Annotated in this window: 17 protein-coding genes and 1 tRNA gene; 10 read left to right on the plus strand and 8 right to left on the minus strand. The window is 69.2% G+C overall.

Features of this window, described 5'->3' with window-relative positions; all coding sequences use genetic code 11:
* Nucleotides 1-74 precede the first annotated feature (74 nt).
* Complete coding sequence (locus tag SM754_RS14490) at nt 75-1,319, plus strand: midas domain-containing protein (RefSeq protein WP_323676956.1); 1,245 nt, start codon at nt 75-77, stop codon at nt 1,317-1,319.
* Between the two features lie 153 nt (nt 1,320-1,472).
* Here the strand turns inward: SM754_RS14490 and sucD are convergent, their stop codons facing one another.
* Both sucD and sucC read right to left on the minus strand, forming a co-directional pair.
* Nucleotides 1,473-2,342 carry a succinate--CoA ligase subunit alpha gene (sucD, locus tag SM754_RS14495; RefSeq protein WP_323676957.1) on the minus strand — a complete coding sequence of 290 codons (870 nt, stop codon included), beginning with the start codon at nt 2,340-2,342 and terminating at the stop codon, nt 1,473-1,475.
* Nucleotides 2,339-3,493 carry an ADP-forming succinate--CoA ligase subunit beta gene (gene sucC / locus SM754_RS14500; protein WP_323676958.1) on the minus strand — a complete coding sequence of 385 codons (1,155 nt, stop codon included), beginning with the start codon at nt 3,491-3,493 and terminating at the stop codon, nt 2,339-2,341. Before sucC ends, sucD begins: the two co-directional genes overlap by 4 nt.
* Before the next feature lie 149 nt (nt 3,494-3,642).
* Between sucC and SM754_RS14505 the strand changes: the two genes are divergently transcribed.
* Entirely contained in the window at nt 3,643-5,745 is a 2,103-nt protein-coding gene (locus SM754_RS14505; RefSeq protein WP_323676959.1) for a histidine kinase N-terminal 7TM domain-containing protein, read from the plus strand.
* Between the two features lie 297 nt (nt 5,746-6,042).
* Nucleotides 6,043-6,582: a DUF7344 domain-containing protein gene (locus SM754_RS14510; RefSeq protein ID WP_323676960.1), complete on the plus strand. Its 540-nt coding sequence runs from the start codon at nt 6,043-6,045 to the stop codon at nt 6,580-6,582.
* A gap of 104 nt (nt 6,583-6,686) precedes the next feature.
* Here the strand turns inward: SM754_RS14510 and SM754_RS14515 are convergent, their stop codons facing one another.
* Both SM754_RS14515 and SM754_RS14520 read right to left on the minus strand, forming a co-directional pair.
* Nucleotides 6,687-7,217 (minus strand): 50S ribosomal protein L16, encoded by a 531-nt coding sequence (locus SM754_RS14515; protein WP_323675291.1) that lies wholly within the window; start codon nt 7,215-7,217, stop codon nt 6,687-6,689.
* Between the two features lie 133 nt (nt 7,218-7,350).
* A complete protein-coding gene (locus SM754_RS14520; protein WP_323676961.1) occupies nt 7,351-8,325 on the minus strand; it encodes an ABC transporter permease in 975 nt (324 codons plus the stop codon).
* Nucleotides 8,326-8,495: 170 nt separating this feature from the next.
* On the opposite strand from SM754_RS14520, the gene SM754_RS14525 reads away from it, so the two are divergent.
* The gene (locus tag SM754_RS14525; RefSeq protein WP_323676962.1) at nt 8,496-9,770 is read left to right on the plus strand and encodes an ABC transporter permease; all 1,275 of its coding nucleotides are present in this window, start codon (nt 8,496-8,498) and stop codon (nt 9,768-9,770) included.
* A gap of 105 nt (nt 9,771-9,875) precedes the next feature.
* Here the strand turns inward: SM754_RS14525 and arcD are convergent, their stop codons facing one another.
* On the minus strand, nt 9,876-11,354 hold the full coding sequence (gene arcD / locus SM754_RS14530; RefSeq protein ID WP_323676963.1) for an arginine/ornithine antiporter ArcD: 1,479 nt from the start codon (nt 11,352-11,354) through the stop codon (nt 9,876-9,878).
* A 505-nt stretch (nt 11,355-11,859) separates the two neighbouring features.
* Nucleotides 11,860-11,934 (minus strand) — tRNA-Glu (locus SM754_RS14535).
* Between the two features lie 113 nt (nt 11,935-12,047).
* Between SM754_RS14535 and SM754_RS14540 the strand changes: the two genes are divergently transcribed.
* From SM754_RS14540 to SM754_RS14555, 4 genes are all read left to right on the plus strand, one after another.
* Nucleotides 12,048-13,334: a M20 family metallopeptidase gene (locus SM754_RS14540; protein WP_323676964.1), complete on the plus strand. Its 1,287-nt coding sequence runs from the start codon at nt 12,048-12,050 to the stop codon at nt 13,332-13,334.
* Nucleotides 13,335-13,424: 90 nt separating this feature from the next.
* A complete protein-coding gene (locus SM754_RS14545; RefSeq protein WP_323676965.1) occupies nt 13,425-14,165 on the plus strand; it encodes a fumarylacetoacetate hydrolase family protein in 741 nt (246 codons plus the stop codon).
* Nucleotides 14,166-14,279: 114 nt separating this feature from the next.
* Nucleotides 14,280-14,849, plus strand: coding sequence for a twin-arginine translocation signal domain-containing protein (locus tag SM754_RS14550; RefSeq protein ID WP_323676966.1), 570 nt, complete (start codon nt 14,280-14,282; stop codon nt 14,847-14,849).
* Nucleotides 14,846-16,477, plus strand: coding sequence for a GMC family oxidoreductase (locus SM754_RS14555; RefSeq protein WP_323676967.1), 1,632 nt, complete (start codon nt 14,846-14,848; stop codon nt 16,475-16,477). The genes SM754_RS14550 and SM754_RS14555 overlap by 4 nt, the downstream gene beginning before the upstream one ends.
* A 47-nt stretch (nt 16,478-16,524) precedes the next feature.
* Here SM754_RS14555 and SM754_RS14560 read toward each other — a convergent pair whose 3' ends face one another.
* Both SM754_RS14560 and SM754_RS14565 read right to left on the minus strand, forming a co-directional pair.
* A complete protein-coding gene (locus SM754_RS14560) occupies nt 16,525-17,409 on the minus strand; it encodes a mechanosensitive ion channel family protein (protein WP_323676968.1) in 885 nt (294 codons plus the stop codon).
* Complete coding sequence (locus tag SM754_RS14565) at nt 17,403-18,545, minus strand: hypothetical protein (protein WP_323676969.1); 1,143 nt, start codon at nt 18,543-18,545, stop codon at nt 17,403-17,405. The genes SM754_RS14560 and SM754_RS14565 overlap by 7 nt, the downstream gene beginning before the upstream one ends.
* Before the next feature lie 316 nt (nt 18,546-18,861).
* Here SM754_RS14565 and hflX point away from each other — a divergent pair, with 316 nt between their 5' ends.
* Nucleotides 18,862-20,145, plus strand: coding sequence for a GTPase HflX (hflX, locus tag SM754_RS14570; protein ID WP_323676970.1), 1,284 nt, complete (start codon nt 18,862-18,864; stop codon nt 20,143-20,145).
* 63 nt (nt 20,146-20,208) lie between these two features.
* Nucleotides 20,209-20,451 (plus strand): DUF8599 family protein, encoded by a 243-nt coding sequence (locus SM754_RS14575; RefSeq protein ID WP_323676971.1) that lies wholly within the window; start codon nt 20,209-20,211, stop codon nt 20,449-20,451.
* The last annotated feature ends 71 nt before the right edge of the window (nt 20,452-20,522 follow it).

Consider the following 20,522-nt stretch of genomic DNA (forward strand, 5'->3'; position numbering starts at 1 on the left):
GCGACGGGTCGTCGACGGCGGTCGATGCGGTCGTGCCAGGAAGTTTCTTGGTGGGGCCCGCGTTCGGTTGATGCATGAGCGACGACGCTGCCGACGACGGCGACGTGGACGCCGGGTCGGCACCAGCGGACTCTCCGGACGAACAGCCCGTTGACGGGAGTGACGACGGCGAGAACGCGCCGGCTGACACGCCGGACGCCTCGGACGCGGCGGACGTCGACGCGCTGGGGGACGCGGCCGCGGACGTCGCGGACGCCGACGGGAGCGATGCGGCATCGGACGCGGACGACCGTGCGAGCGAACTGGCGGAGGCCGCTGGCGACGCGTACCGCGACACCGCGGACGCCGGCCCGAAGACGTACGTCTCCGAGCGCTCGGTCGACGACGACGTCGACGCCGCATCGAACGCATCCGGTGGCGGGCCGCGAACGCACGTGAGCGAGGAGAGCGTCGACGACATGCTCGACGACATCTTCGACGACGACGATGACGGCGACGACGGCACGCCCGGGCCGAGTACGACGACCGTCACCGAGAGAACGTCGACAGTCAGTGACAGTACATCGACCGTCGGCGACAGCGCGACCACGACCGGCACCGGGGCCGTAGACGGGGACGACGCCGGCACCGACACCGAGTCGACCGAAACGGTCGACGAAGACGACGCGGTCGGCGAACGCACTGGTGGGAGCGACGACGCGACCGTCGCGACGACCACTGACTCGTCGGCGGCGAGCGATCCGACCGGGAGCGACTCGACGCCGGGGCCGGACGTCGACGCGCTCGCGGACGCCGCCGCCGACCTCGACGCCGGAACCGAATCCGATCGCGACGTGGACGCGGACGACCGAGCGGAGTCCCCCACGGTCGACGACGACGCGGACGTCGCGGACGCCGACGAGGGAGGGGCGACCACTGGCGCGGCTGTCGACGAGAGCGCGGCCGTCGACGAAAGTACGGCCGTCGACGAGGGCGCGGACGACGAGCCGCTGTCGGCCGACGAGGTGGCACAAGCGCTCGCGGACGCCGAGACCGACGACGACTCGTTCGGCCGGCCGACGACCGAAGGCGCCGCGGACCGCGAGGACACCACGGACATCGGCGACGTCGACCTGGACGTCGGCGACGTCGAGACAAGCGCCGGACCGGTCGGCGAGTCCACGAGTACGGCGGGCCCGCTCGCCGACAGCGGCCCCGTAGCTGAACCCGGCGACGGCACGGACGCCGCAGCGAGCGAACCGGCCGCATCCGACGACGACGAGAGCGACGACGAACCCAGCGGCCTGCTCGCGCGACTGAAAGCCTGGCTGTTCGGGTGAGAACCTGACTGTTCCGGTGCGGACCCCAGCCGTCCGAGCGGCGAACCAACGCCTCCTGCTCGGGCCTCTCCGGCCCGCGCTCCCGGGTCGAGACGTCGTCGAAAGAACGAGAAGATTCCAGCTCGGCATCCGGCTTGCGCCGGTCGGTTCGGGTTACAGGAAGCTCTCGATGTGGTCGGCGACCTCCTCGGGGGTGTCGCCGACGGGGACGCCCGCGTCGTTCAGCGCGTCGATCTTCGACTGCGCCGTCCCGGTGCCGCTCCCGGAGACGATGGCGCCCGCGTGCCCCATGCGCTTGCCCGGCGGCGCGGTGCGGCCCGCGATGAAGCCAGCGACCGGCGTATCCATGTGCTCGCCGATGTAGCGCGCCGCCGCCTCCTCGTCCTCGCCACCGATCTCGCCGCACATCACGACCGCGTCGGTGTCCGGGTCGTTCTCGAAGTCCTCGAGCGCGTCCACGAACGTCGTCCCGATGATCGGGTCGCCGCCGATACCGATGGCGGTCGTCTGCCCGATACCGCGGTTCGTGAGGTTCGAGACGACCTGGTAGGTCAGCGTCCCCGAACGGGAGACGAGCCCGACGTTCCCGGACTCGAAGATGTTCCCCGGGAGGATACCGAGCTTCGCCTCGCCGGGCGTGATGATACCCGGACAGTTCGGGCCGATGAGGCGCGTGTCGACCTCACCGAGCCGCTTGTTCACCTTCGCCATGTCCTGCACGGGAACGCCCTCAGTGATGGCGACCGCGAGGTCGATTGGGGCGTCGAGCGCCTCGAAGATGGCGTCACCGGCGAACGCCGGCGGCACGAACACGACGCTCGCGTCGGCGTCGTGCTCGCGCGCCGCACGGTCGACCGTGTCGTAGACCGGGACGCCGTCGACCTCCTGCCCGCCCTTGCCGGGGACCGCACCGGCGACGACGTTCGTCCCGTACTCGATCATCTGGCCGGCGTGGAACTTGCCCTCGCCGCCCGTGATACCCTGCACGATAACCTTCGTGTCGTCGTCGACTAGCACGCTCATTCCTGGGTCACCTCCTCGGCGTTCGCAACAGCCTGCTGCACCGCGGCCTCGAGGGTCTTCTCGACCTCGACGAGGTCCTCGTTCAGGATCTCCATCCCTTCCTCCCAGTTCGTCCCCGCGAGCCGGACGACGACCGGCTTCGGGATCTCCTCGAACTGCTCCAAGGCCTCGTTGATACCGCGAGCGACCTCGTCGCCGCGCGTGATACCACCGAAGATGTTGAAGACGACCGAGTCCACGTTCTCGTCGCTGAACACCATGTCCAGCGCGTTCGTGACGCGCTCGGCCTTCGCACCGCCACCGATGTCGAGGAAGTTCGCGGGCTTCCCGCCGTAGTGGTCGACGAGGTCGAGCGTCGTCATCACCAGGCCCGCACCGTTCCCGATGATGCCGACGTTCCCGTCGAGACGCACGTAGTCGAACCCGTACTCGTCGGCCTTCTGCTCGAGTTCGTCACCGCCCGCGTTCGCCTCGTCCTCCATCTCGGCGAACTTCGGCTGGCGGAACATCGCGTCCTCGTCGATCTTCATCACCGCGTCCGCGGCGACGACCTCGCGGTCGCTCGTCACCATCACGGGGTTGATCTCGACCTCGCTCGCGTCGCTCTCGTCCCAGAGTTCGTAGACGGTCTGGACGATCTTCGCGACGTCGAGCGCGACGTCGCCCTCGACGCCGGCGTCGTACACGGCCTTCCGTGCCTGATACGGATGCATCCCGTAGACGGGGTCGACGTGCTCGCGGACGATCGCGTCGGGCTCCTCCTCGGCGACCTGCTCGATGTCGACACCGCCCTTCGTCGACACCATCACGACGGGCTTGCCCTCGGCGCGGTCCATCGTCACGCCGACGTACAGCTCGTTCACGAAGTCCACGGCGCCCTCGACGAGCACGCGCTCGACGGGGATGCCCTTGAGGTCCATCCCGATGATGGCTTCGGCGGCCTCGCGGGCCTCCTCAGCGTCCTCGACGAGCTTGATACCGCCTGCCTTCCCGCGACCACCGACCTGGACCTGGGCCTTGATCGCGACCGGGTACCCGATGTCGTCGGCCGCGTCGACAGCTTCGTCCACTGTCGACGCGAGCTTCGACGGCGGGACCGGGATGCCGGCATCCGCGAAGACCTGCTTCCCTTGGAATTCCTGAAGCTTCATGATGTAACTCACCTCGAAGTACCGATAGCCGCGAGTTAGTAGTATCGAAAGCGACGGACGGTTCTCGGCCTCGGCCGGGCCGTTCAAGTTAAACCGATGTCATCCGTTAACTCGGGCATCCAGCCAGCCGTTGTCGGCGGGGCGAGACCATGACGACCAAGATGACGGCGTACGTCCAGTTGCTACTGCTGTCAGCGGTCGTTTCCGCGGGTCTCTGCGTCTACGCGGTCGTCCGCTATCGGACGGCGACGCGTAACCGCGAGTCCCTCCGGTACTTCGCCGTTCTGATGGGCGCTGCGGGAGCGTGGTCGGTCACGCACGCGATTGGAATCTCGGTCGTCGGCTTCGAGACGAAGGTGCTCCTGCTTGCCGTGTCGAACGTCGCAACCGTCGTCGTTCCCACGGCCTGGCTGACGTTCGCGCTCTCCTACACCGACAACGGCGACTACATCACGCGGCGGACGCTCGCCGCACTCGCGGTCGAGCCCGTCGTCGTCCTCGTCGGGCTGGCGACGACGCTCACGCACGGGCACACCCTCTATTTCGCCGACCTCGCCCTCACGAACGACCCCGGGTTCTGGCTGCTTTCTCGCGAAGCCGGCCCGTTGTGGGTCCTGCACTCCGCGTACTCGTATGCGCTCGTCGTCACTGGCGCGATCGTCTTCCTACGGTTCGTCAGGCTCGACGACGAGACGTACCGCGGGCAAGCAGCCCTCCTCGTGGGCGGTAGCCTCCTTCCGGTCGTCGCGAACGCTGTGTTCGTCTTGGATATCGTCGACCTGACGGTGAACCTGACGTCGGTCGTCCTCGGGATATCCGGGCTCGCGTTCGCGGTCGCCATCTCCCGGTATCGGTTCTTCGACCTGGCACCGACCGCCCGCGACACCGTCGTCGAGCGGATGCGCGACGGGTACGTGGTCTACGACGGAGCAGGCGTCATCGTCGACAGCAACGACGCGGCCAGCGACCTGCTGGGGGCCGCCGACGACCTCGTCGGCGAACCGCTCGCGTCGGTCGCGCCGGCGCTCGACGACGTCGTCGAAGGATCGGAGGTCGGGACCGACTCTCGCGAGGAACTCGTCCGCGGTCACGGGACCGACCGGCGGTACGTGGACGTGACGGTGTCCGACCTCCCCGAGGTCGAGGGGACGCTCGTCGTCCTCAGGGACATCACGGAGCAGAAGCGCACGGAACGCCGGTTCCAGGCGCTCATCGAGCGCTCGTCGGACATCGTCACGGTCCTCGGCGAGGACGGCGTCGTCGAGTACATCAGCCCCACCGTCGAGCGCAGTCTCGGCATCCCGCCGGACGCCATCGTCGGGAACGTCGTCTTCGACTTCGTGCATCCGGACGACGCCGAGGACCTCCGGGCGGTGTTCGAGGCGAGCGTCGACGAGTCCGGTGCGGTCGAACGCATCGAGTACCGGCTGCCGGACGCCGACGGGGACTGGCACGTCCACGAGGCCGTCGGCCGGAACTTCATCGACGACCCGAGCGTCGGCGGTATCGTCGTGAACGCGCGCGACGTCACCGAGCGGAAGGAACGCGAACGCGAGCTCGAAGCGACGATGACGGACCTGGAACGGACGAACGACCGCCTGGAGCGGTTCGCGAGCGTCGTCAGTCACGACCTCCGGAATCCGCTGAACGTCGCGGACGGCTACGCGGAACTCCTCGAGGAGACCGTCGACGACCCGGCGGTGGACGAGATACGGACGTCCCACGACCGGATGCGTCGCATCATCGACGACGTCCTCGCGCTCGCTCGCGACGACGACGTCACCGAACGCTCGGAGATATCGCTCGAGACGCTCGCCGAGGAAGCGTGGGACGTCGTCGACACGGCGGACGCGGCGCTCTCGGTCGAACCGGGCACCGTCGTCGCGGACCGAACGCGCCTCTCGCGGGTCTTCGAGAACCTGTTCCGGAACGCGGTCGAGCACGCGGCGACCGGCTCCCGGACGGCCTCCGGTGACGCGCCGCTGACGGTGACGGTGACGGTGACCGTCGGACCGCTCCCCGACGAGGACGGCTTCTTCGTCGCCGACGACGGCCCCGGCATCCCCGAGGACGTCGCCGAGTCGTTGTTCGAGGAGGGCGTCTCCGGCGACGGCGGGACGGGCCTCGGGCTCTCAATCGTCGCGGACATCGTGAACGCGCACGACTGGGTGGTCGACGTTGACACCGACGCGGACGGCGCTCGCTTCGAGGTCCGGCCGGGTGACCGGCCGGTGCTCGCGACCCGGCGGTGAGAGCGGCGACTCGACCGGTGCGACGCGACGGAGACCGCCGACGTCATCTCGTCGCGCGACCGCAGCAGGACTCGATGATCGCGTCCCGCGGGCGGTAATCGACCGTTACCGCCCTCACGCGAACGTTTAAGCGTCGTCCTCGCGACGGTACGGTGAGTATCCGGCTCCGTTCAGTGGTCGGATCCGGGACGACCACCGCGGCCGGCTCGCGCGAATCCTCGCTCGCGACGAAACGCCCCACCGACAGCTGTTCGCACTCGCCGCGACCGTTCGACGAACACCGACCAACAGCGACCTATGACACTCGACCAGGACGCGATATTCCATACGCTCAGCAACGAACGCCGTCGTTCCGTCATCCAGGTGCTTCGCGCCCGGGACGCGGCGACGGTGCGCGACCTTACCGGCGCGGTCGCCGGCATCGAGTACGGGGTCGACGCCGACCGGCTCGACCACCGGCAGCGCAAGCGCGTGTACACGTCGCTCGTCCAGACGCACCTGCCGTCGATGGCGAGCTACGGGCTCGTCGAGTACGACAAGGACCGGGGCGTCGTCACCCCCGAAGCGTCCCTCGACACGTTCGACCCGTACCTCGACGCGGAGGCGAGTGCCGCACGCTCGAACGCTCGGACCCTCCGGTCGCTGACCGGGGCGTTCGCCGTCCTGACCGCGCTGCTGGCCGTCGACGCCCCTCTCATCGGGGGGATTCCCGCGTTCGCGGTCGCACTCACCGGGACGCTCGGCATCGGCGCGCTCGCCGCAGGCACCGCCCTGAGCGCTCGTAGCACGCTCGCCGAGTCGCGGACTGGCGGTCCGGAGGCCTCGCGAGAGAAATGAGGACCGGAGCGTGAGCACGGCCGTCGGTCTCCCCAGGCTGCCGTGCTCGCCCCGTCGGTAGACGTCGCTTCCGGCGTCGGCATCGAGCGAACGACCGCGTTCGCTCAGGAGATGAGGAGCTCTTCGCCGCGTTCGACGTCGATGCGGCACGGCGGACTGATCTTGTTGTACGCGCGTCGGAACGCCTCCTTGCCGGCCTCGGCCTGGTCCACGTCGCAGTACAGCGTGAACAGCCGCTCGCCGTCCTGGATGCGCGCCGCGGTCCCGACGACCTTCCCGAACGCCTGACGCATCCCGTCGGAGACACGGTCCGCACCCGCGCCCGTCGCCTGCTTGTTCTCCCGGATCACGTGATGCGGGAACTTCCGCAGGATCATCTTGTAGTTCCCCTCGCCCTGCGTCTTGATCATGTGACGGTTCGCCGACAGGCGCGCCGCCTCCAGGCTACCGTGGCGGATCTGGAGCTCCTCGTCCACGCGCAGACTGATCTGGACGTCGTAGTCGTCGGCGTCGCTCTCCGCGTCGCCCATCTTGTGCTGTGCGATCTTCGACCCAGGGATGCCCGTGATGTACTCGCGCCGCGTGTACGGCGGCTTCGAGATCTCTCGGTACATCGACGCCGGCTTGTCGCTCATGGTTCGAAGGAACGGCAGCGCGAGGAAAACGATTTCGCTTCGCGGGCCCCGCCGCGAGGTCGAGGAGCGTGCCGGTCACTGCCGTCGAGCTGGCGTGCGTGCCGGTCACTCCCGTCGAGCCGGCGCTGGCCGGTCACTCCGCGTCCGTCCGCGGGTCCACGTACCCGAGCCCGACGTCCTGCACGAAGTTCGCGAACACGCCGACGGCGGCGACCGTCATCGTGATACCGATGACGAACGGGAGATTCCGGGCCTTGACGGCCTGGATGCCCATCTGACCGATTCCGGGGGCGTTGAACACGAACTCCAGGACGAACACGTGCACGACGAGGACCGTGACGAGGTCCGCGAGGAACATCGCGATGAGCGGGAGTGCGGCGTTCCGGAGGACGTGGAGCATCACGCGGTACTCGCTCGCGCCCTTCGCTCGCGCGAGCTTCACGAAGTCCGCGGTGACGTACTCGAGGCACTCCGAGCGCGCGTACCGGAGCTGGCCGGCGACGAGCGACAGCGCGAGGATCGCGGCGATGACGCCGAACTCCGCGAGGTGCCTGGGCTGCCAGATGTCGACGGTTTCGCCGACGACGTAGAACTTCGGGTTGATGCGGCCGAGCGTGAAGTCGATGAGGCCGAGTTCGGATTCGAGGACGAACAGCGCGACCTCGGCGACGAAGAAGTTCGGGATGCCGAACCCGAAGTACCCGATCGACTGGATGACGCGGTCGACGTACCCGCCGTTGTTGACCGCGGCGAACACGCCGAGGCCGATACCGCCGGTGACGCCGACGACGACCGCCGGGACCGCGTACGTGAGCGTGTACGGGAGGTGCTTCGCGAGCAGTGCGGTGACCGCGGGACCTTGCTCGAAGCCCGCGGTCGACTGCCCCCAGTTCAGGGTGGTGACGTCCCAGAGGAAGCCGGCGTACCGCGCGAGGAACGACTGGCCGCCGTCGCTCGCCGACAGGAGCGTCTGGAGGTCGCCGCTCGCGACGCGGAGCGTCCCGGTCGGGTCCGGGCCGAGCGCGAGCACGAGGAAGACGAGCGTGACGACGCCGTAGAACGAGAGGACGGCGAACAGCGCCCGACGTGCGACGAACCGCCGGTTCACCATGATCGCCTCCAGGCGAGCGCCCGTCGAGCGGTGTCGTCGGTGCCGCGACCCTGCATCGACCGTGGATGCGTGTTACGACACCAAATAGCGTGTGAAGCATCAAATACTCGTTTGACCCTCTGAATGACTTTTACCGTCTCGCGCCGACGATGGTGACGACGACTCACATGACCGACCGCGAGACTGACGGCACGGCGACCGCTGCGACCGAGACGGACGGTGGCGTCGCGGACGCCGCGGACGTCGCGGCGTTCCAGACCGTCGACTGGGAGGCTATCGAGCCGTCCCGGCGCGGCCTCCGGAAACGGACGATTGTCTTCCTCCTCGGCGCCGCCGTGCTCGCTGCGGGCGTCCTCTACGACTACTTCGTCGTTCAGGCGAAGCAACCGACGTTCGAGGGCATCGGGCCGACGGTCTCGCTGTTCGGCCAGCAGCTCCTCCCCCTGTACTGGAACGTCACCGGCATCGAGTGGTTGTTCGTGACCGCGGTGCTCGTCGCCACGTGCTTCGTCGCCGTTCCGCTCGTCCGACGGCCGCGGCTCACGCGACTGTACTGGCGACGGCTGCGGGGCGACCGGTTCGCGACCGCCTCGCTCGTCTTCCTCGCGCTCGTGTTCGTCGCGGGCGTCGTCGGGCCCGTCCTCTACCCGCCGTCGATCGACACCGCCGCCCAGAGCCAGCCGCCGGCGTTCACGAGCACGCCGATGAACTACTACGTCTCCGACTGCGTCGGGACGGTCGCGGACGGCCGCTGTCACGGCACCCTCCAGTACCCGCTCGGGACGAACGCGCTCGGGAAACCCCTGACCGCGCTCGTCGTCTCGGGGATGCGCGTCGTCGTCGAGCTCGCGTTCGTCATCTCGCTGTTCGTCGTCCCGCTCGCGACCGTCGTCGGCGTGCTCGCGGGCTACTACGGCGGGCGCACGGACACCACGCTGATGGGGTACGTCGACGCGCAGCAGGCCGTGCCCGCGTTCGTCGTCTACCTCGTCCTCGCGTTCTGGGGGCGGACGCTGTTCCTGTTCGTCCTCGTGTTCGGTCTGTTCTCGTGGGGTGGTATCGCCCGTCTCGTCCGGAGCGAGACCGTTCAACGCAAACAGGACCAGTACGTGCTCGCCGCGAAGAACGCCGGCGCGAGCGACCGGCACGTCATCCGCGAGCACATCCTCCCGAACGTCTCTAGCACCGTCATCACGGCCTTGACGCGGATGATACCGCTCCTCATCCTCCTGCATACCGCCGTCGCCTACATGGGCATGAACAACATCATGAACGAATCTTGGGGGGAGACCATCGCGAACGGATTCAACGGCCTCCAGGCCGCGTTCCCGCAGGTCTGGTGGACGCCCGTGTTCCCGACGATCGCGCTCGCGCTCACCGTGATGACGTTCAGCGCGCTCGGCGACGGGCTTCGGGACGCACTCGACCCACGCGACGCGTGACGGCTCCCCGCTGCGATGGCGCGCACCCGGTCGACAGCGTTCAGTCAGTCGTCGGCTGTCGGTCAGTAGTGGGTGGGTAGTCGGCCGGTCGCGTTCGTCTGTCCCTCAGTCGTCAGCCGGTGGTGCGTCAGTCGGTCGTTCGTCGACGGTCGGACTGGTGACGAACCCGCGGTCGAGGAGCGTGCTCGCGAACAGCACGAGCGGTGAGAGGAACGCGAAGAAGTAGTACGGCGCGAACCCGGCGAGGCCGAACGTCCCGGCCCAGGGTGCGACGCCGAGGACGCCCGCCATGTAGACGCTGCCGGCGTGCCACGGGATGAGCGCGCCGGTGGGCGTGCCCGCCGATTCGATGGCGCGCGAGAGGTCCGCGGAGTCGAGGTCGTACTCGTCGTAGAGGTTCCGTAGCGTCATGCCGGGGACGACGATGCTCATGTACTGCTGGGCGGAGAACACGTTCACGGCGATGGCGGACGCGCCGGTGCTCGCGACGAGGGTCCGTCGGTTCGTGACGGCTTCGGCGACCTCGTGCGCGAGGACGGCGAGGACGCCGGTGCGTTCGAGTGCGCCGCCGAGCGAGAGCGCGAGGACGACGACGGATATCGTCCACGCCGACCCGGTGAGCCCGCCGCTCTCGAGGAGGTCGTCGAGGACCTCGAGGCCGGTCTCCGGGCCCGTCCCGTTGAGGAAGACCGTCCAGGCGTCGGTGAACGCGACGCCCTGGACGAGGACGGTGGTGGCGACGCCGGCGAACACGCCAGCGACGAGCGTGGGGAGCGCGGGATAGCCGGCGAGGGCGAGTCCGAACGTCACGACGAGCGGGACGAACACGAGCGGGCTGAGGTCGTAGATGCCGGCGAGGGCCGTCTGGATGTCGGCGATGCGGCCGGCGGGGATGGTGCCGCCGGCGCGCAGGCCGAGTATCGCGTAGAGGGCGACGGCGAGTCCGAACGCGACGACGGTGCCGTTCCGCATCGCGCGGATGTGGTCGTAGAGGTCGGTGTCGGTGACGGCCGCGGCGAGGTTCGTGGTGTCCGAGAGCGGCGACTGCTTGTCGCCGGCGTAGGCGCCGGAGAGGATGGCGCCGGCGGTCATGGGGACGGGGATGCCGAGGCCGGAGCCGATGCCGACGAACGCGACGCCGAGCGTGCCGGCGGTCGTCCACGAGGAGCCGATGGCGAACGCGACGACGCCCGCGAGGAGTGCGGTGACGGGCAGGAACACGGTGGGCGTCAGGAGGTCGAGTCCGTACTGCATGAGGCCGGGGATGGTGCCGGCGGCGATCCAGGTCGCGATGAGGGCGTAGATGACGAACAGGAGGAGGATGGACTGGAGTCCGGTGAGGAGCGACTGTGCGATGCCGTCGTAGACGTCGCTCCACGTGTACCCGAGCCAGTACGTGCCGACGGCTGCCGTGATGACGATGCTCCAGAGCAGTGGCGCGTGCGGTGCGAGTTGGAGGTAGCCGGACCCGATGCCGAGCGAGAGGACGACGCCGAGAACTGGGACGAGCGCTTGCCGGAGGCTCGGCCGCCGCTCGGGGTCGAGGTCGTCGTACGTCGCCGGTTCGAACGAGAGGGAAGCCATACCCATTTTGAATAACCTGAAGTAATTAAATCGTTCGGAATTATACCCACCACGCATGTGGTGTGGTGTCGACAGACACGTTCACGACCACCACATATCGGGAGCGGGCCACCTCGAAGGGCACGACCCGCAAGTCCCAACCCGAGGATTCCGCAAGCTAGCGGAACGGAGACGTCGGAGCAGAGACGGCAGAGCAGAGCGGACGGAACCGGCGCGAACGGACCAAGAACCACGAACCAGTACGAGGACGGCTCGCGACGCTCCGTGGGTTGCTCGTCGAGAGAAGCGCTCCGGCTGGAATCTGAACCGATAGGAGGCGGTCCCGCTCGCTCCGCTCGCGGTCGATGGAAGCAGGAAGATGCTCTGTCCGGGATTTGAACCGAAACCAGGCGTGCTCGCTCACGTTCGTTCGCTGCGCGCGACTGGTAGGACTCGAATCCCAGCCGTCCGCGCTTCGTTCCGCGCAACCGCCTCGCTATCGCTCGGCGGTTGGCGTCGGGAGAAGTGCTCCGTCTGGGATTTGAACCCAGGTCATCGGCTCGAAAGGCCGAAATGATTGGCCGGACTACACCAACGGAGCGCGTACCAGTTCATTCCGGGTGGTAAAATTAAAGGGTTTCGTTATCGCCGTCCAGACCCCGGCGTCGTCCCCGAGAACCGTTATCACGCCTCGGCGCGAAGATCGAGACAGACATGACCGACGAGTCGGAGGGACTGCAGCGGAGTACGGCCGCGGCGGTCGAGTACGTCGGAGAGACGACGGACGCGCTCGTCGACCTGACGAGGGACCTGCTCGCCGCCGACTCGCAGAACCCGCCCGGTGACACCACCGCGGTCGCGTCCGTCGTCCGCGACGCTATGGAGGCCGTCGACGTCACGGTCCGGGAGTCGTCGGTCGACCCGGCGAAACCGAACCTCCTGTTCGAGGTCGCCGGCGAGCGCGACCTGACGTTGCTCTACAACGGGCACCTCGACACCGTCGGGTACGACGCGAGCGAGTGGGCGTACGACCCGCTCGGGGAGCGCGCGACGGTCGACGGCGACGACCGGGTCTACGGCCGCGGCGCGACCGACATGAAGGGCCCGCTCGCCGCGATGCTGCACGCGGCACGCGCCTACCGGGCCGTCGACGAACGCCCGCCGGTGACGCTCGCGTACGCGGTCGTCAGCGACGAGGAGACCGGCGGCGACGCGGGACTCCCGTCGGTCGTCGACGCCCTCGACGCCGACGGCTGCGTCATCGGCGAGACCACGTGCGAGGGCGGCCGTCACTCCGTCACCGTCGCCGACCGCGGGAGCATCTGGCTGACGCTCGACGCCACCGGCGAGGGCGCGCACGGGTCGCGGCCGACGCTCGGCGTGAACGCCGTCGACGAACTCTGGGCGGCCGTCACGCACCTCCGGGACTCGCTCACCGAGCGACCGCTCGACGTTCCCGCGGACGTCGACGCCATCGTCGAGCGGTCCGTCGACTACTACGCACCCATCATGGGCGACCGAGCCGCTAGCGACACGTTCAGGCACCCGACCGCGAACCTCGGCGAGTTCCGCGGAGGCGACACCATCAACGCCGTCCCCGAGAGCGCTCGCGCACGCCTCGACGTCCGCGTCGTCGCCGGCGTCGACACCAAGGCGGTGCTCGCGGACATCCGCGAGTGCCTGCGCGAGCACGACCGCGTCGAACTCACGGACGTCTCCTGGAGTCGCGGCACGTACGTCCCCCTCGACGGCCCAATCGCGACCGCGACCGCCGAGACCGCGGCAGCCGTCGTCGGCGAGCGCGTGCACCGACGGAGCGCGACCGGCGGTGGCGACACGAAGACCCTGCGGAACGCGGGCATCCCGACCGTCGAGTTCGCACTCGGTACCGACACCGTCCACGCGCTCGACGAGTACACGACCGTCGACGCCCTCGCGGCGAACGCCGAGGTGTACGCGCGTCTCCCCGACGCGTTCGCTCGTGCATACGACGAGGGTTGAGCGACGAGCGCGAGCGGTCGGGCGTCGGGAGCGTGGTAAGCGCTCGCCGCTTCCGGAACGCCTACCTCGGAGTCGGGCGACGCCACGGGTATGAAGCACGTTCGCTTCCGGGACCCAGCGGGTGCGGTCCGGCGCGGCGAGTACCACGACGACGACACCGTCTCGTTCGCCGGTGCGACCTACGACGTCGACAGCGTCGACGTCCTCGCGCCGTGCGAGCCGTCGAAGGTCGTGTGCGTCGGCCGGAACTACGTCGAGCACGCCGACGAGATGGACAACGACGTCCCCGACCGACCGCTCCTGTTCCTGAAACCGCCGAACGCGGTGGCGAGTCACCGGACCGACGTCACGCTCCCGGCGGGGAAGGACCGGCTAGACTTCGAGGCCGAGCTCGGCGTCGTCATCGGCGAGCAGGCCAAGCACCTCGACGTCGACGACGCGATGGACGCCGTCGCGGGCTACACGTGCGTGAACGACGTGTCGAACCGCGACGACCAGCGCCGGGAGACGAACTGGGTGCGTGGGAAGGCGTTCGACGGCGCCGCCCCCATCGGGCCCGTCGTCGCGACGCCCGACGAGGTCCCCGAGGACGCACACGTGCGGTCGTTCCTGAACGGCGACCGGAAGCAGGACGGGTCGCTCGACCAGATGGTGTTCTCGGTGCCGGAGTTGCTCGCGGAGATCACGACGTACATGACGCTCGAGCCCGGTGACGTCGTCGCGACGGGGACGCCCGCGGGCGTCGGCCGCCTGAGCGACGGGGACGACGTCCGCGTCGAGGTCGAGGGCGTCGGCGCGCTCTCCCACACCGTCTCGGTTCCGGAACGCTGAGCGTCGACTGCTGACCGCCGACTGCTGACTGCCGACCGCTGCGAGCGGTTCGGGCCGGAGCGAGCGCGGCGAGTGACAAGACTCAAGGTTTAGGTTTGCCTAAGACGCGTGAACATGGAGCTGACGCGTCGGGACGCGATGGGGGCGCTCGCGGCCGCGGGCGTCGTCGTCGGCGCGGGCGTCGTCGCGGATCGCTTCACGGGCAGCGAGGACGACCCGCCGCCGTTCGACGGCCACGCGCTCGCGACGACCGTCGCCGTCGGCCGCGCCGTGTACCCGAGCGACCTGGAGAACGTCGAGTCGTTCGTCCGCACGTACGCGCTCTCGCGGAGCGAGGACGACGACGCGTACCGCGCCGGGATGGCGGCCGCCGTCGCCGCGCTCGACGAGTACACGCGGGAGTGGTACGACAGCGACTACGTCGACCTGAGCGCCGAGACCGCCGAGACGGTGCTGTACGAGATGGGCGTCGACGTCGAGGACCCCGACCCCGAGGGCGTGCCCGCCGAGCGCGTACGATACTACCTCGTGAACGAGCTCCTGTACGCGCTCTACACGACCGACACCGGCGGCCGGCTCGTCGGCCTCGAGAACCCACAGGGGTTCCCGGGCGGGACGGACAGCTACCAGCGCGGGCCCGGCCGAGTGACCGACGGCGCGAGCGACGGCACAGAGGGAGCATGACGCGGCCGGGAACGGACGGCGGCGTCGGCGACGGCCGCGACCGGTCGGCGAGCGAGCGCGTCGACGTCTGCGTGGTCGGCGCCGGCCCCGCGGGCGGTCTCGTCGCGGACCGCCTCGCGAGCGCGGGGCACGACGTCGTCGTCCTGGAGGCCGGGCCGCGGTTCGACCGCGGCGAGCGCATCGACCGCGTCGAGCGCGACATCCGCCCGAGCTACCATCCGCGCGAGGTCTGGGACATGGGTGGCGAGCGCGACGCGTACACGTCCAGCGGCGAGAAAGGGTACCCGCTGAACGCGGCGCGCGTGAAGGGGGTCGGCGGGACGACCCTCCACTGGCAGGGGATGGTGTTCCGCCTGCACGAGCGCGACTTCGACGAGCACGCGCGCGCCGCCGGCGTCGACCCGTGGCCACTCGCGTACGACGACCTCCGGCCGTACTACGCGAGCGCCGAGGACGAACTCGGCGTCGCCGGCACCGCCGGCGACAACCCCTACGCGCCACCGCGGGACGAACCGTACCCCATGCCTGGGTTCCCGCCGAGCTACTCGGACTCGCTGTTCGCCGAGGCCTGCGACGCCCTGGACGTGACGATGCACACCGTCCCGAACGCGCGCAACTCGGAGTCGAGGGACGGCCGCGCGGCGTGCCAGGGCTGGGGGACGTGCAAGCCCGTCTGCCCGAGCGGCGCGAAGTACGACGCGACCGTCCACGTCGACAGCGCCGAAGACGAGGGTGCGCGCGTCGTCGACCGCGCGCCCGTCCAGCGGCTCGAACACGACCGCGCCGGCGACGCCGTGACGACCGCCGTCTACGCGACGCCGGACGGCGAGGAGCACCGCCAAGCGGCCCGCGAGTTCGTCCTCGCCGCCGGCGGCATCGAGATACCGCGACTGCTCCTCCTCTCCGCGAGCGAGCGATACCCCCGCGGCCTCGCGAACTCGTCGAACCTCGTCGGGCGGTACTTCCACGACCACCTCTTCGCCGGCATGGGCGGCCGACTCGACGAACCCACGCGACAGAACCACGTCGGGTTCCTCACGAGCGAGACCCACCAGTTCTACGACGACGTCACCGACGACCGCGGCCCGTTCAAGCTCGAGTTCCTGAACTACGCCGGCTCCAGTCCGGTCGAACTCGCACTCGACGCGGACTCGTTCGGCGACGACCTCCTCGACGAACTCCGCGCGAGCTACGGGAACGCCATCGCGATGGGCGGCCTCGCCGCCCAGCCCCCGCGGAAGGACAACTACGTCACGCTGGACTCCGCGGTCACCGACGACCACGGCAACCCCGTTCCCGACGTCCACTGGCGTCTCGACGACCGGACGCGAGCGACGCTGCGCGCCGCGAACGCCCGCCAGCGCGAGATACTCGACGAACTCGGCGTCGACGTCGGGTGGACCGTCGGCCCCGAGAACACCGGGCCCGCGTTCCACCACATGGGCACCACGAGGATGAGCGCCGACCCCGAATCCGGCGTCGTCGACCCACAGCTACGCACCCACGACCTCCGGAACCTCTCCATCGCCTCCTCGTCGACGTTCACGTACGGCGGCGCACTCAACCCGACGCTCACCATCGCCGCACTCGCGCTCAAGTGCGCCGACCACGTCCAGGAACGCCTCTGAGAGGGCCATCGATTCCGTATAGGGACGCCGCTGAGAGCACTGTCGACTCAGTCCACCCCCGGACGGTCCATCTCGCCGGCGACGCCCGACGGCACCTTCGGTGACTCGATGCCCTCGCGTTCGAACGCGGCGAGCGCGCGCCTCGTGACGTCCGTGCGGAACGGGAACTCGTTCCGGAGGTCGTTCACGTACGCCTTCCCCGTTATCTTCCGGTAGTGGACGTCGTCGTCGAGCAGCACCTCGTGGGGGAGGTCGTCGGTGACGTACACGTACTGGCTCGTGAGCATCGCCTCCTCGACGAGTTCCCTGGCTCTCGCCGCGTCGGATTCGGGGTCGACGTAGAACTCGACGGTGACGAGCATCTCCGCCGCACCCGCGTTCCCGTTCGCGATGGACTCGTTGAAGAACAGGTAGTTCGGGACGGTGACGAGGTTGTCGTTCGGCGTGACGAGGCTCGTCGAGCGGAGTCCGATGTCGACGACCTCGCCGTAGTACTCGCCGATGGATACCTTGTCGCCGATCTGGTAGGGTTGCTCGGCGACGAGCATGAGGCCGCCGACGAGGTCCGCGAGCAGGTCCTTCAGCCCGAAGCCGACCGCGGCGCCGGCGACTCCCGAGAGCGCGAGCAGCTGGTTCTCGGTGAGGTCGAACAGGATGGAGAACGCGAGGTACACCGCGGTCCCGTAGATCGCGAGTTTGACGACGGGGATGAGGACGGTGACGCGGAAGCGCGCGGCGACGAACCGGTCCGCGAGCCCCGAGAGGAGCGTGCTCGTGAGCTTCGCCAGGAGGTACGCGAACACGAGGATGGGGACGGCCTCGACGAGGAGATTCCAGTTGACGGCCTCGAAGAGGTTCGGGTCGGACTCGGCGCTCGCCTGTGCGAGCACCCACGGCGCGCCCGCCGAGAGGGCTCGCGTGGACGCTACCACAGCAACCGCCTCCCTTCGAGGTGCTCGACGGCGGCGTGGAAGCGCTCGGGCGCGACCGACAGCACGTCCGCGCGCTCGTCGACCGAACCCGTTCCGTCGCCGTCGGCCAACGGCTCGCTCTCGGCCTCGGCGTCGTCGCCGGACCGCGGTCGCGCGTCGCGTTCGAGCTCCACGAGCTCCTGGTGGTCGAGCGTCTGCACGGCCTGCGCGACGTCGACGTCGGGCAGTATCTCGCGGAGCGAACGCATCGAGAGGGTCTCGTTGCACAGCACCGTCGTGAGCGTCATCGCCTCGTCGTCGTCGAGGTCCAGTGCTGCCTCGGGCTCCTCGAGGTCGGTGGGCGATAGCTCGCCGTCGCGCACCGAGCGGTCCCAGAGCGCGAGCGCGACGCCGGGATTCCCCTCCGCGAGGCGCGCGAGGCGCTCGTAGACGACGCGCTCGGTCTCGCCGTACTCCTCACCCATGTCCCGCGCGGTCAGGTACTCGACGTTCAGTTCGGGGACCGGCACGGAGAGTTCGCGACCCGCGACGTCGACGGTCGCGCGGTCGAAGTCGACGGTCTTCACGCGCCCGTGGTCGTCGCTCTCCACGAACGCCGGGAGGTCGTCGACGTGCTCGCGGACGAGCGCCGAGACGCTCTCCGGATCCAGTCGCGGGACGTGCACGTGCACGGGGAACGCGCGGTCGAGGTCCTGGACCGCGGCGAGGTAGTCCCACGCCCACCGGTTCCACGCGGTCACGAACAGCGCGTCCGACGCCGCGATGTGGTCGAGGAACGCGTTCAGGGCGTCGAAACCGCCGATTCGGCGCGCGTACAGGTGGTGGCAGCCCTCGACGACGACGACCTCGCGGTTCGGAACGTCGACCGCCGCGAAGTCCGTGACGAGTTCGTCGAACGCGACGTGCCCCGCGGCCGCGCCGAGCTGTTCCTCGGCGTACTCCAGCAGGACGTCCCGGCCGGCGTACGGTTCCGCGACCACGGCGACGTTCGCGACCGACCCGTCGAGGTGGTCCGCGACCGCGTCCTCGATGGTCGCCAGCTGGCTCCCCAGGCCCGCCGCCTCCAGGTCCGCGACCGTCAGGTCCACGGGGTCACCCACGACCGTTCGGTCCGCGTACTCACCCTCATTCGACACCGACCAACGAACCACCGCGACAAGTCCCTTTCGTCCGACATCACGCGCGGCGGAGTCGTGTCTCGTTCGAGCCGATACGCTGAACGAAAGGGACGCACCACGCTGAGGGACGACACCAGTCCACACACCGACCCAAGGCCTATGCCGGAGCGCTCCATTCAGTCTTTCATGGAGACCCTTTCTCGTCCCCGCTGACCGGGGACCGAGCGCGGGCTCGTTCCCGGTGGCACCACGTCCGCATCGCCACTGGACCGCCCGACCCGACCGGACCGTCGCCGCGACCCGCCCGCGGCGTCGCGTCGGTCGACCACGACACATGCAGGATTCACAGTCACGACTCGCAGGCAGTACCGCAATCGTCGTCGCGCGCGACGAGACGGAACGACCAGATACGACCGAAATCGAGCGTCTCGCCGAGGCCGCAGGCTACGCCGTGGTCGACGCGATCACCCAGCAGCGCCGCGAGGACCCCGGAACGTGGGTCGGACGCGGGAAGGCCGACGCGGTCGCGGCCCGCGCCCGGGAACTCGACGCGGACGTCGTCGTGTTCGACGGCGGCCTCGACCCCGGCCAGTACGCGGACCTCGTCGACCTCCTACCCGGCGGCGTCGAGCCCGTGGACCGCTACCGGCTGGTGCTCGACGTGTTCGCCGAGGGTACCGGCGACGAGCGCGCGGCCCTCCAGGTGGAGTCGGCGCGCCTGCAGTACATGCTCCCGCGACTCCGCCGGGTGACGAAGCTCTCGGCGATGTCGAAGGCCAACGAGAAGGGGAGCATCGTCTTCGACGTCGAGGACCGCATCGACCGCGTCGAATCGAAGCTCGACGACCTCGCCGAGCGCGCCGCCGAACGTCGCGAATCCCGCCGCCGCGAGGGGTTCGGCATCGTCGCCATCGCCGGGTACACGAACGCCGGGAAGACCACCCTGTTGCATCGGCTCGCCGACGACATGGCACTCGACGACGACGACCACGGCGACCTCACGGATTCCGCGCCCATCGAGGACCGCCTGTTCGTCACGCTGGAGACCATCACCCGTCGTGGGAGCGCCGACGGCCTGGACGTCGTCTACACGGACACCGTCGGCCTCGTCGACGCGCTCCCCCACGACCTGGTCGCGTCGTTCAGCGCGACGCTCGACGAGGCCGCGAGCGCCGACGTCACGCTCGTCGTCGTCGACGCGACCGACGACCCCGAGCGCGTCCGCGAGAAGGTCGCCGTCGCAGCGGACGCGCTCGACGCGCCCGAGGGAACCGTCCTCGGCGTCCTGAACAAGGTCGACGCGGTCGACGACGTCGCGGACCGCCGGGACGTACTCGCAGACGCTGCCGTCGTCGACGACGTCGTCGCGGTGAGCGCGCTCGACGGCACTGGCGTGGACGCGCTGGAAGCGACCGTCCGCGACGCCCTTCCGACGGAGACGACGACGTTCACGCTCCCGAACGACGGCGACGGCCAGCGCGCGCTCTCCTGGCTGTACGACAACGCGAGCGTGGAATCCGTCGACTACGGCGAGGACGTGACCGTGACCGTCACCGCTCGTCGTGCCGTCCTCGAACGAGCACGTGGTCGGGTGGACGCCACCTGGACCGGCGACTGACGGGTCCCCCGGCCTCCGCGAGCGGACAGACTTATTATCGTCTTCGCGCCAGATGGCGTATCGATGGCGTCGGTCGAACGCGACCTCACCGAGGTGTCACCGCTGGCGTGGCGCCTGTTGCGGACCGCGGCGGGCTACAGCCAGCGGGACGTCGAGCGCGAGGTCGACGAACTCATGCAGGCTCACCTCTCGATGCTCGAGAACGGGAACCGCGGCCTCTCCGAGTCTCGACGCCACCGGCTGTTCGAGCTGTACGTCGCCGAACTCGACGCGGAGCAGGTGGAGGCCCTCGTCGAGCACTTCTGACGCCGCCGACTCGGGTGGTAACCTGACTCATAGTATTGCGTTTACGAAAGAGATTAATACGGTACTCCAGA

The organism is Halorubellus amylolyticus, from assembly GCF_034808145.1.
Classification (GTDB): domain Archaea; phylum Halobacteriota; class Halobacteria; order Halobacteriales; family Natrialbaceae; genus Halorubellus.

What these genes read in the sequence shown, in the direction of transcription:
- SM754_RS14490 (WP_323676956.1), top strand. Translation starts at nt 75, where the DNA reads ATGAGCGACGACGCTGCCGACGACGGCGACGTGGACGCCGGGTCGGCA.
- SM754_RS14545 (WP_323676965.1), top strand. Translation starts at nt 13,425, where the DNA reads ATGAAGCACGTTCGCTTCCGGGACCCAGCGGGTGCGGTCCGGCGCGGC.
- hflX (WP_323676970.1), top strand. Translation starts at nt 18,862, where the DNA reads ATGCAGGATTCACAGTCACGACTCGCAGGCAGTACCGCAATCGTCGTC.
- SM754_RS14540 (WP_323676964.1), top strand. Translation starts at nt 12,048, where the DNA reads ATGACCGACGAGTCGGAGGGACTGCAGCGGAGTACGGCCGCGGCGGTC.
- sucC (WP_323676958.1), bottom strand. Translation starts at nt 3,493, where the DNA reads ATGAAGCTTCAGGAATTCCAAGGGAAGCAGGTCTTCGCGGATGCCGGC.
- arcD (WP_323676963.1), bottom strand. Translation starts at nt 11,354, where the DNA reads ATGGCTTCCCTCTCGTTCGAACCGGCGACGTACGACGACCTCGACCCC.
- sucD (WP_323676957.1), bottom strand. Translation starts at nt 2,342, where the DNA reads ATGAGCGTGCTAGTCGACGACGACACGAAGGTTATCGTGCAGGGTATC.
- SM754_RS14555 (WP_323676967.1), top strand. Translation starts at nt 14,846, where the DNA reads ATGACGCGGCCGGGAACGGACGGCGGCGTCGGCGACGGCCGCGACCGG.
- SM754_RS14575 (WP_323676971.1), top strand. Translation starts at nt 20,209, where the DNA reads ATGGCGTCGGTCGAACGCGACCTCACCGAGGTGTCACCGCTGGCGTGG.
- SM754_RS14510 (WP_323676960.1), top strand. Translation starts at nt 6,043, where the DNA reads ATGACACTCGACCAGGACGCGATATTCCATACGCTCAGCAACGAACGC.
- SM754_RS14515 (WP_323675291.1), bottom strand. Translation starts at nt 7,217, where the DNA reads ATGAGCGACAAGCCGGCGTCGATGTACCGAGAGATCTCGAAGCCGCCG.
- SM754_RS14505 (WP_323676959.1), top strand. Translation starts at nt 3,643, where the DNA reads ATGACGACCAAGATGACGGCGTACGTCCAGTTGCTACTGCTGTCAGCG.
- SM754_RS14550 (WP_323676966.1), top strand. Translation starts at nt 14,280, where the DNA reads ATGGAGCTGACGCGTCGGGACGCGATGGGGGCGCTCGCGGCCGCGGGC.
- SM754_RS14525 (WP_323676962.1), top strand. Translation starts at nt 8,496, where the DNA reads ATGACCGACCGCGAGACTGACGGCACGGCGACCGCTGCGACCGAGACG.